Below are 9,340 nucleotides of genomic sequence, written 5' to 3' on the forward strand. Positions count from 1 at the left end.
AGCAGCAGATGAGTTGGATGCAACTAGGATTTTTGTGGAGCGCAATTAATTATGACTGCTTTAACCTTACAATTACCTTCTAATCTGCAATTTACTGATGAGGAATTTGCACAAATTGTAGCCGTGAATAAAGAATTACGACTAGAGTTAACTGCTAAAGGGGAATTAATTATCATGTCACCGACTGGGGGAGAAACGGGAAATCGTAATTTTGATTTATTAGGTCAGATATGGTTTTGGAGCAATCAAAATAATTTGGGAAAAGCTTTTGATTCTTCTACTGGGTTTAAACTGCCAAATGGGGCAACTCGTTCACCTGATGCTTCTTGGGTAAGGATAGAAAGATGGGATGCTCTTACCCCAGAACAAAGAAATAAATTTCTCCCTTTGTGTCCTGATTTTGCAGGGGAATTAGTTTCTGAAACTGATGATGTGGAAGATACTAAAGCCAAAATGGAGGAATACTTAGCAAATGGCTTACAACTGGGTTGGTTAATTAATCCTAAAGATAAACAAGTAATAGTTTATCGCCTAAATCTTGCACCGGAAGTTTTACAATCTCCCACAAGTTTATCGGGTGAAGATGTTCTCTCTGGTTTTGTTTTAAATTTACAGCAGATTTTTGCATAGATGACTGATTATCTTGACTTTATTTCTACAATCACTGAACGTTTTCAAATTCGCTTAAACCATCCACAGAAAAGTGAGAGTCTCAAAAAAATCAAATAACTTAAGGCTTATATGGTTTTTCAGTACACTAACGCATTTGTCACCATAGCATCGGTGAATTCGGAGGAATTAGTAAATTTTTATACTAGATTGCTGGAGCAAAAGCCAGTTATTTTGATTCCAAATGTCTATGCTGAGTTTAATTTGGTTAGTATGCGATTAGGTATTTTTAAACCAAAGAACACAAACGAATCGGAATTTGAAGCGATATCTAACGACAAGCCACTTTATTTCTACACCAAAAGTAAGATAAGTTTGTGTTTAGAGGTGAGTAACTTAGAAGATGCGATCGCTCACCTAACTACTTTGGGCTATCCTCCACCAGGAGACATTTCCATCGCTTCCCACGGTAGAGAAATTTATGCTTATGACCCTGATGGCAATCGTCTGATTTTACATCAAGCCATAGTGAATGATAATTGATAAGTAATAATAATTTATTTGGTAATTGACTATGGCTATAACTCAAAACTATAGATTAAACCTGATTCAATGGTATCCAGGTCACATTGCGAAAGCTGAAAGGAAGCTCAAAGAACAGCTGAAGCGGGTAGATGTGGTGTTTGAGGTACGAGACGCTCGGATACCCTTAGCGACTCACCATCCCCAAATCGGGGAGTGGGTGGAGGGTAAAGCACGGGTTTTGATACTTAACCGAGTCGATATGATTACGCCACAAATGCGATCGCTGTGGATCGATTGGTTTAAACGTCAAGGAGAAGTCCCTTATTTTACCAACGCTCAACATGGTAAAGGTATAGCAGAAGTAGCGCGGGCAGCGCAAGCCGCTGGGGTAGAACTTAATCAAAGAAGAAGCGATCGCGGCATGTTACCCCGTCCAGTGCGGGCTGTGGTGATTGGTTTTCCCAATGTCGGTAAATCAGCTTTGATTAACCGCCTGTTGGGACGGCGAGTAGTAGAAAGTGCAGCCCGTCCTGGGGTAACTCGCCAACTACGCTGGGTGCGAATTTCCGAACATTTAGAATTGCTAGATGCTCCTGGTGTCATCCCTCTAAGATTAGAAGACCAAGACGCAGCATTGAAATTAGCTATTTGTGATGATATCGGTGAAGCATCTTACGATAACCAACTAGTAGCAGCAGCCTTAGTGGATTTACTCAACTATTTAGAAGCTGTAGCCGCAGATTTATTACCAAAAAAACCATTACAGTCTCGCTACCAACTCGATTCGACATCAGACACCGGAGATACCTATTTACACGCATTAGCGGAGCATCGTTACAAAGGTGATATAGAGCGAGCTGCAAGGCAACTTTTAACAGATTTTCGCAAAGGGTTGTTGGGTGAAATGAGTTTAGAATTACCACCCAATTAAATATAAATTTAAAGAGTAAAAATTCTGCAAATTGTCTACATATACTTGGATAGTTGCTCTGGAATAAGTAATGATTGTCTGGTGAGGGTTAGTGCCTGTAAAAATATTAGGTATATTTAGTTTCAAGCAGTGCTGAACTAACCGCGCTATCTCACAAAATTGAAAACGTTGGTGGTTCCCCTTGACAAAGGGATTCAAACCCCCTCTGAACTGAAACTCTAGCAAAACTGCCTGATTCAATGTAATATCTGTCACATGCAGTCGTCGGAATTCAGTTAACAGTGTCATAAAGAAAAGGTGAAAGTTAACCTGTAGGGTATAACTTACCTTAGAGTTGCTTGACCTTTAGCTTCGATGGATCTATCACACTCATGACTGAACTCACGCTACGCCTACAAGAGGGAGATACCGAGACAACGATCGCAGTTGACCAAAATGTATTTACAATTGGTCGTTTGCCAGAATGTAACTTGTACCTACCTTTTGGTGGAGTGTCCCGCAACCATGCTCGCCTGGTAAAAACGGCTGAGGGTGTGTGGACTATTGAGGATCTGGGCAGCAAAAACGGGACGCAAGTCAATAAATATCTTGTTAACTATCCCCAAGAGTTACATCACGGCGATATCATTTGGCTGGGCAATGTTAGCCTGGTAGTGTTGCTCACAAGCCTTGTTTCACAACCCACACCTGACTATCACGGAACTTCGGAAAATAATGAGCAAAGAACAATCCTTCATAATGTCGAGCAATTACAACAGCAATGGATTGCAGCTGATAGCAAAGATGGCGACATCAATAATAAGGACAAAACCATTGCTCGTCTCAAAGACTTAGTGGATATAGCAAAAAATCTCTGTGCGGCCGCGTCTATAGAAGAGATTTTTTCTCAGGTGCAGCAAGTCGTTTTTCGTTACCTTGATAGTATCGATCGCTTGGCATTATTAATTGATGTCAATGGTTGCGGTCAATTAGAATTAGTGAATGCTGCCACTCGAAATATTTCCCAACAAAAACATCTCCCTTCTGATGGTAGCTGGATTAGTCGTAGTATCTGTCAAAAGGTATTTGAGGAAAAAGTCGTCATTCAAACCGGTGATACTCATCAGGATGAACGGTTTGCTAGTGAACAGAGTATTTTGGTCAAAGGCATTCGCAGCGCGATGGCGGTGCCTTTATGGGACGAAAATAAAGTTGTGGGCGTACTCTATGCCGATGCCAATCTCTCTTCTTATCATTGGGCAAATGAAGGCGAGGAAGAACTGAGCTTTTTTTCAGCTTTAGCAAACCTTGTGGCTTCTAGTGTGCAGCGTTGGCTACTGGTAGAGAAACTCAAAACTGAAGAAATGATTCGTCATCGACTAGAACGCTATCATTCTCCAGCAGTTGTACAGCAGTTGATCTCTGTAGGCGGATTACCGGGTGGTCGTTTAGCTCCCGCCGAGAGCGAAATCAGTATTTTGTTTGCTGATTTAGTTGGCTTTACGGCAATTTCGGAACGGTTAACACCAACTGCGATCGCTCAACTATTAAATAATTTATTTGAAGAAATGCTAAAAGAAGTCTTTGGTGGCGGCGGCACTTTAGATAAGTATATTGGTGATTGTATTATGGCATTTTTTGGCGCTCCAGAACCGCAAGCAGATCACGCCGATCGCGCTGTTACTGCTGCTCAGGGAATGCTTACTCGTCTCGAACATCTTAATGCCAATGGTTTTTGGCAAGAACCCCTTCAATTACGTATTGCGATTAATAGCGGTAAAGCTGTGGTCGGAGATGTCGGTAGTTCCCAAAGGGTAGATTATACGGCATTAGGCGCGACGATTAATCTTGCGGCTCGTATGGAAGCAGTTTGTCCCCCTAGTGAGTGTGTGATTAGTGAAGCTACTCATAAAATGCTTTCAAAACCCTCAGACTTTCAGGAAATGGGAGATTATCGTTTCAAAGGTATTGAGCGATTAGTTAAGGTTTATCAAACAAATTTGCAGCAAGTGCCAACAATTATTAGTTATTAACCCAAGTTGGATATTACGCGGCTTGGATTACTAGATAAAGATTGTTTTTATGCAACTTTACATAAAATTGGTATCAGCATCAAGGATAAAGTTTATTTTATGCAGAATCTACCTTTAGCTTATTTTTAATTATTATTGTTTTCAGAGGTTTGAAAATGACAAGATTATTTGAATATATAGGTACTGATAATATCCGGCTTTCTGTTGCTGATTGTCCAGTTGGAGTCCGCATTAAATCAGTAAATGATTTGAAAAACTGGATAAATAAAACTATGCAGAAGCCAGACACTCGGGGACTGATTGCAGCAACTTTTGTAGTTGACTCTGAAGGCTATATTCGTCTTGCAGACCGACACTCTGAGCATATAGCTTGTGCAGGTGGTAAATCCATACTGTCAGCTGGAGAGATATTTTTTTCCTACAACAAGCAGACTTTTGAAGTAGTCGAAATTACAAACCAATCAACCGGATATTGTCCAGAGGCAGGATCGTGGTCTCAAGTTGAAAAGGCACTTGAACAAATTCCACTTCCTCATCCTGGTAATTTTACTACTGAGTTTATTTTTCGTCGCTGTCCTGTATGTCGTCAATTAAACATAGTAAAAGATGATTTATTCTTGTGTGCCGTCTGCAATACAGGTCTTCCAAAAATCTGGAATTGTGATTGTTACAGAACTTACATTTAGAGAGGTTGAAGCACGTCAAGTGTTAAATACGTTTGTGTATGAAACGACTTCAAGTCGTCGGAGCCGCCCAATGCACTGGCTTGCCTACACAAACAAAATCTTGATTTTTCATTAGTCCACGGAGGTGGACTTAGTTTGTGTAGTAGCAAATTATATTCGCCCAATACTTTTCAAACATCCTCTAAAGCTGAATGGGGAATACTAGCAATTACGAATTACGAATTACCTGACTGTGCCAGCACTAAAAATTTGCTCTGCTGTCAAATCTAACTCTGGAAAAGTTGGCGACTGGATACGGTCATTTCCTCGAAATTTACTAACGCGATACTCACCTTCTTCTAAACAGCAAATTAAAAGAGTCGGTTGTTTGGGTTTGCCAATAAATTCCCTACCGCCCAATGCACCATAATCAACAATCCAGTATTCAGGAATTCCCATTTCTTCATAGTCAGCGTATTTTTTCAGGTAATCATCACGCCAGTTTGTACTTACCACCTCAATTATTAAAGGAATTGATGCTGCTTGAGTAACAGTTGATTCTTTTTTCCACCGAGATTCATTAACTAAATTAGGCTGATTTAGTATCAGAACATCTGGGGAATAAGCAGATTCGTTCTCAACTGGTTTGACGAATACTGTTTTGGGGATGAAATAACGAAGATTTAAGCGACTATATTCTAAAGTGATTTTTGTGGCTAAAAATCCAATTACCTCTTCATGGTCGCCTGTAGGTGGTGGCATCTCTACTACTACTCCATCATATAGTTCGTAACGTTGCCCTGTGTTATCTGGATATTTAGCAACAAATTCATCGAATGTAACTACTTTACCTAAAACTTGAGTCATGGCTTGATTCCTCAATTGTGCAAATTATAGCAACTTTACTTTTATTTAACTTCTCGGTATTAGTACTTATTTGCTGGTGTATTTTATTTCAAAAACAATTGCAAAATTGTAATATTGGACGGCTAATTCTTGGCTCAAAGACTAGAATTTGGGTAGTAGCTTCCTCAATTTATATGTATAACATTGGGAAGCGTACTTCAAGCTATTTTTTAACGGGAGGTCAGGTAATGGCGATCGCCACGATTAATCCCGCCACTGGGGAAACTTTTAAAACCTTTGAGGCGCTCAATGATCAAGAGATTACCGCTAAACTCGATTTGGCTAATCAGGCTTTTGAACAGTATCGCCAGACTAGTTTTTTGATGCGATCGCACGCTCTTCAAAAGGCAGCTGATATTTTAGAGCAAGACAAAGCAGAATTTGCTACGTTAATGACTCTAGAAATGGGTAAGCCATTTAAAGCTGCGATCGCCGAAGTCGAAAAATGCGCCGTTGTCTGTCGCTACTATGCCGAACACGCCCCTGGTTTTCTCGCTGATGTCAGTGTAAAAACTGATGCCAGCCAGAGTTTTGTACGTTATCAACCAATGGGTGCGATTCTCGCGGTGATGCCGTGGAATTTCCCTTTTTGGCAAGTGTTTCGTTTTGCTGCACCAGCATTGATGGCGGGAAATGTCGGCTTACTCAAACACGCTTCCAATGTGCCGCAGTGCGCCTTGGCAATTGAAGATATTATCCGACGGGCAGGTTTTCCTGAAGGTGCGTTTCAAACTCTATTAATAGGCGCTGCTAAAGTTGCTGATTTAATCGCTGATGACCGCGTAAAAGCTGCCACCTTAACCGGAAGCGAACCAGCAGGTATATCCCTCGCCGTCGCCGCCGGCAAACAAATTAAAAAAACCGTCTTGGAATTGGGAGGAAGTGACCCGTTTATTGTGTTAGAAAGTGCTGACTTAGAGACAGCAGTTGTCACAGCTACTACAGCGCGGATGTTGAATAACGGGCAATCATGTATTGCAGCGAAACGTTTTATTTTAGCAGAGGCGATCGCAGACAAATTTGAAAAATTGCTTTTAGAAAAATTTGAGGCGCTGAAAGTTGGCGATCCCATGCAACCAGATACCGATTTAGGCCCACTGGCGACACCTGGTATTCTCCAGGATTTAGATCAACAAGTGCAAAATGCCATTAGCAGTGGTGGTAAAGTCCTCACCGGTGGACATCCTTTATCAGATCGTCCTGGAAACTTTTATCCGCCAACGATTATCATAGATATCCCGCCTGATGCACCAATTGCCAAAGAAGAATTCTTTGGCCCGGTAGCCTTGTTATTCCGGGTTCCAGATATCGATGCTGCCATTAAACTCGCTAATGACTCACCCTTTGGCTTAGGTGCAAGTGCTTGGACAACCAACGACCAAGAGAGCGATCGCTTGGTTGAGGAAATCGAAGCCGGTGCCGTGTTTATCAACAGTATGGTCAAATCTGATCCTCGGTTGCCCTTTGGTGGCATCAAGCGTTCTGGATATGGCAGAGAATTGAGTATCCAGGGTATACATGAGTTTGTCAATGTTAAAACCGTGTGGGTTAAATGATTAGTCATTAGTTATTGGTCATTGGTCATTGGTCAAAAAAAATGACAAATGATTAATGACGAAGGACAAATGACTAATGACGAAGGACTAAATAAATAGTTAGGAAATAAAATGAATACAGCAGAATTATTGGTGCAGTGCCTAGAAAATGAAGGAGTGCAATATATTTTTGGACTCCCTGGCGAAGAAAACCTGCACGTTTTGGAAGCGTTAAAACATTCTTCGATTAAATTTATTACGACTCGTCATGAACAGGGTGCAGCATTCATGGCCGATGTCTACGGACGCTTAACCGGAAAAGCCGGAGTGTGTCTTTCTACTCTTGGCCCTGGGGCAACCAACTTGATGACTGGGGTAGCAGATGCTAACCTCGATGGTGCGCCCTTAGTAGCGATTACCGGTCAAGTCGGAACAGATAGAATGCATATTGAATCACATCAATATTTAGATTTGGTGGCAATGTTTGCACCTGTTACCAAGTGGAATAAGCAGATTGTGCGACCGAGTATTACACCAGAAGTAGTACGGAAAGCATTTAAGCGATCGCAATCAGAAAAACCTGGTGCAGTTCACATCGATTTGCCAGAAAATATTGCTGCTATGCCCGTCGAAGGCAAACCTTTGCGTAAGGATAATAGCGAGAAAACCTATGCATCTTTTGTTAGCATTCGGGCAGCAGCAGCCGCAATTTGCCAAGCCGTTAACCCATTAATCTTAGTCGGAAATGGGGCAATTCGCGCTCATGCAAGTGATGCAGTCACGCAATTTGCCACTTTGCTAAATATACCTGTTGCCAATACTTTTATGGGTAAAGGCGTGATTCCCTACACACATCAACTAGCTTTGTGGTCAGTGGGATTACAGCAAAGAGATTACATTACCTGTGGCTTTGATAACACAGATTTAGTAATTGCGATCGGCTATGATTTGATTGAGTTTTCCCCAAAGAAATGGAATCGTAATGGTGAAATTCCAATTGTGCATATTGGGGTAAGTCCGGCAGAGATTGATAGTAGTTATATTCCTAACGCCGAAGTTGTGGGAGATATTTCAGATTCCCTCTATGAAATTTTAAAACTAGCAGACCGACAAGGTAAACCCGATCCCTTTGCTGTTAGCTTAAGGTCAGAGATTCGCGCTGATTACGAACAGTATGCCCATGATGACGGATTTCCCATTAAGCCGCAAAAGTTAATTTATGACTTACGCCAAGTGATGGGCCCAGATGATATCGTCATCTCTGATGTTGGCGCACATAAAATGTGGATGGCCCGTCATTATCATTGCCATAGCCCCAATACTTGCATAATTTCTAATGGCTTCGCGGCTATGGGTATTGCCATTCCTGGCGCTTTAGCAGCAAAACTCGTTCATCCCAACCGCAAAGTTGTTGCTGTAACAGGTGATGGCGGCTTTATGATGAATTCTCAGGAATTAGAAACAGCCTTGCGTGTCGGTACACCCTTTGTCACCATAGTTTTCAATGATGGTGGCTATGGGTTAATTGAGTGGAAGCAAGAAAATCAGTTTGGTAAAGGAAACTCATCTTTTGTGCATTTTAGCAATCCTGATTTTGTCAAATTTGCCGAAAGCATGGGTTTAAAAGGCTACCGAGTTGAATCGGCTTTAGATTTGATTCCCACTCTGAAAGAAGCCCTCGCTCAAGATGTACCTACCGTGATAGATTGTCCCGTAGACTATCGCGAGAATCACCGTTTCAGTCAAAAAGCCGGCGAATTGACTTGTGCGTTGTAAAAAGTTAGGAGTTAGGAGTTAGGAGTTAGGAGTTAGGAGTTAGGAGTTATTTATTCCTAACTCCTTTTTAGTGTTTTGGTAGGGTGTCTTAACCTTTGGCGTAACGCACCGCTTTACTTCACTTCATTTATAGACATGTTTCTTCTCCTTCTTTGCGTCCTTCTCTACGAGACGCTGCGCGAAGGCGTCCTTTGCGGTTCGTAAAAAAAACCACGAAGCTCAAAGGTTTATTCACGAGTATCAAAGACTCATTCACGAAGCTCAAAGGTTCATCAACAAAGCTCAAAGGTTCATCGACAAAGCTCAGAGGTTCATCGACAAAGCTCAGAGGTTCATCGACAAAGCTCAGAGGTTCATCGACAAAGCTCAGAGGTTCATCGA

The 9,340-nt window shown here is 41.6% G+C and carries 8 protein-coding genes and 1 pseudogene; 7 read left to right on the forward strand and 2 right to left on the reverse strand.

What is annotated here, in order from left to right:
• Positions 1-51 precede the first annotated feature (51 nt).
• The 5 genes from V7K62_RS20705 (at position 52) to V7K62_RS20725 (ending at position 4,763) form a co-directional block, all read left to right on the forward strand.
• Positions 52-630: a Uma2 family endonuclease gene (locus tag V7K62_RS20705; protein ID WP_334867315.1), complete on the forward strand. Its 579-nt coding sequence runs from the start codon at positions 52-54 to the stop codon at positions 628-630.
• A gap of 111 nt (positions 631-741) precedes the next feature.
• Positions 742-1,152 (forward strand): VOC family protein, encoded by a 411-nt coding sequence (locus V7K62_RS20710; RefSeq protein ID WP_334867317.1) that lies wholly within the window; start codon positions 742-744, stop codon positions 1,150-1,152.
• A gap of 31 nt (positions 1,153-1,183) precedes the next feature.
• Positions 1,184-2,065: a ribosome biogenesis GTPase YlqF gene (gene ylqF / locus V7K62_RS20715; RefSeq protein WP_334867318.1), complete on the forward strand. Its 882-nt coding sequence runs from the start codon at positions 1,184-1,186 to the stop codon at positions 2,063-2,065.
• 371 nt (positions 2,066-2,436) lie between these two features.
• Positions 2,437-4,077 carry an adenylate/guanylate cyclase domain-containing protein gene (locus tag V7K62_RS20720; RefSeq protein WP_334867320.1) on the forward strand — a complete coding sequence of 547 codons (1,641 nt, stop codon included), beginning with the start codon at positions 2,437-2,439 and terminating at the stop codon, positions 4,075-4,077.
• Between the two features lie 155 nt (positions 4,078-4,232).
• Complete coding sequence (locus V7K62_RS20725; protein WP_334867322.1) at positions 4,233-4,763, forward strand: hypothetical protein; 531 nt, start codon at positions 4,233-4,235, stop codon at positions 4,761-4,763.
• A 222-nt stretch (positions 4,764-4,985) separates the two neighbouring features.
• Here the strand turns inward: V7K62_RS20725 and V7K62_RS20730 are convergent, their stop codons facing one another.
• Positions 4,986-5,609 carry a Uma2 family endonuclease gene (locus V7K62_RS20730; protein WP_334867324.1) on the reverse strand — a complete coding sequence of 208 codons (624 nt, stop codon included), beginning with the start codon at positions 5,607-5,609 and terminating at the stop codon, positions 4,986-4,988.
• A 227-nt stretch (positions 5,610-5,836) separates the two neighbouring features.
• On the opposite strand from V7K62_RS20730, the gene V7K62_RS20735 reads away from it, so the two are divergent.
• A complete protein-coding gene (locus V7K62_RS20735) occupies positions 5,837-7,204 on the forward strand; it encodes an NAD-dependent succinate-semialdehyde dehydrogenase (RefSeq protein WP_334867338.1) in 1,368 nt (455 codons plus the stop codon).
• 111 nt (positions 7,205-7,315) lie between these two features.
• Entirely contained in the window at positions 7,316-8,959 is a 1,644-nt protein-coding gene (locus tag V7K62_RS20740) for an acetolactate synthase large subunit (RefSeq protein ID WP_334867326.1), read from the forward strand.
• 127 nt (positions 8,960-9,086) lie between these two features.
• On the opposite strand, the pseudogene V7K62_RS20745 reads toward V7K62_RS20740, so the two are convergent.
• A pseudogene (locus tag V7K62_RS20745) lies at positions 9,087-9,340 on the reverse strand (hypothetical protein); the annotation flags it as partial.

Source organism: Nostoc sp. (genome assembly GCF_036917935.1).
Lineage (GTDB): Bacteria > Cyanobacteriota > Cyanobacteriia > Cyanobacteriales > Nostocaceae > Nostoc.

Coding starts and splice junctions, on each gene's coding strand:
- V7K62_RS20705 (WP_334867315.1), top strand. CDS start 52: ATGACTGCTTTAACCTTACAATTACCTTCTAATCTGCAATTTACTGAT.
- V7K62_RS20710 (WP_334867317.1), top strand. CDS start 742: ATGGTTTTTCAGTACACTAACGCATTTGTCACCATAGCATCGGTGAAT.
- ylqF (WP_334867318.1), top strand. CDS start 1,184: ATGGCTATAACTCAAAACTATAGATTAAACCTGATTCAATGGTATCCA.
- V7K62_RS20720 (WP_334867320.1), top strand. CDS start 2,437: ATGACTGAACTCACGCTACGCCTACAAGAGGGAGATACCGAGACAACG.
- V7K62_RS20725 (WP_334867322.1), top strand. CDS start 4,233: ATGACAAGATTATTTGAATATATAGGTACTGATAATATCCGGCTTTCT.
- V7K62_RS20730 (WP_334867324.1), bottom strand. CDS start 5,609: ATGACTCAAGTTTTAGGTAAAGTAGTTACATTCGATGAATTTGTTGCT.
- V7K62_RS20735 (WP_334867338.1), top strand. CDS start 5,837: ATGGCGATCGCCACGATTAATCCCGCCACTGGGGAAACTTTTAAAACC.
- V7K62_RS20740 (WP_334867326.1), top strand. CDS start 7,316: ATGAATACAGCAGAATTATTGGTGCAGTGCCTAGAAAATGAAGGAGTG.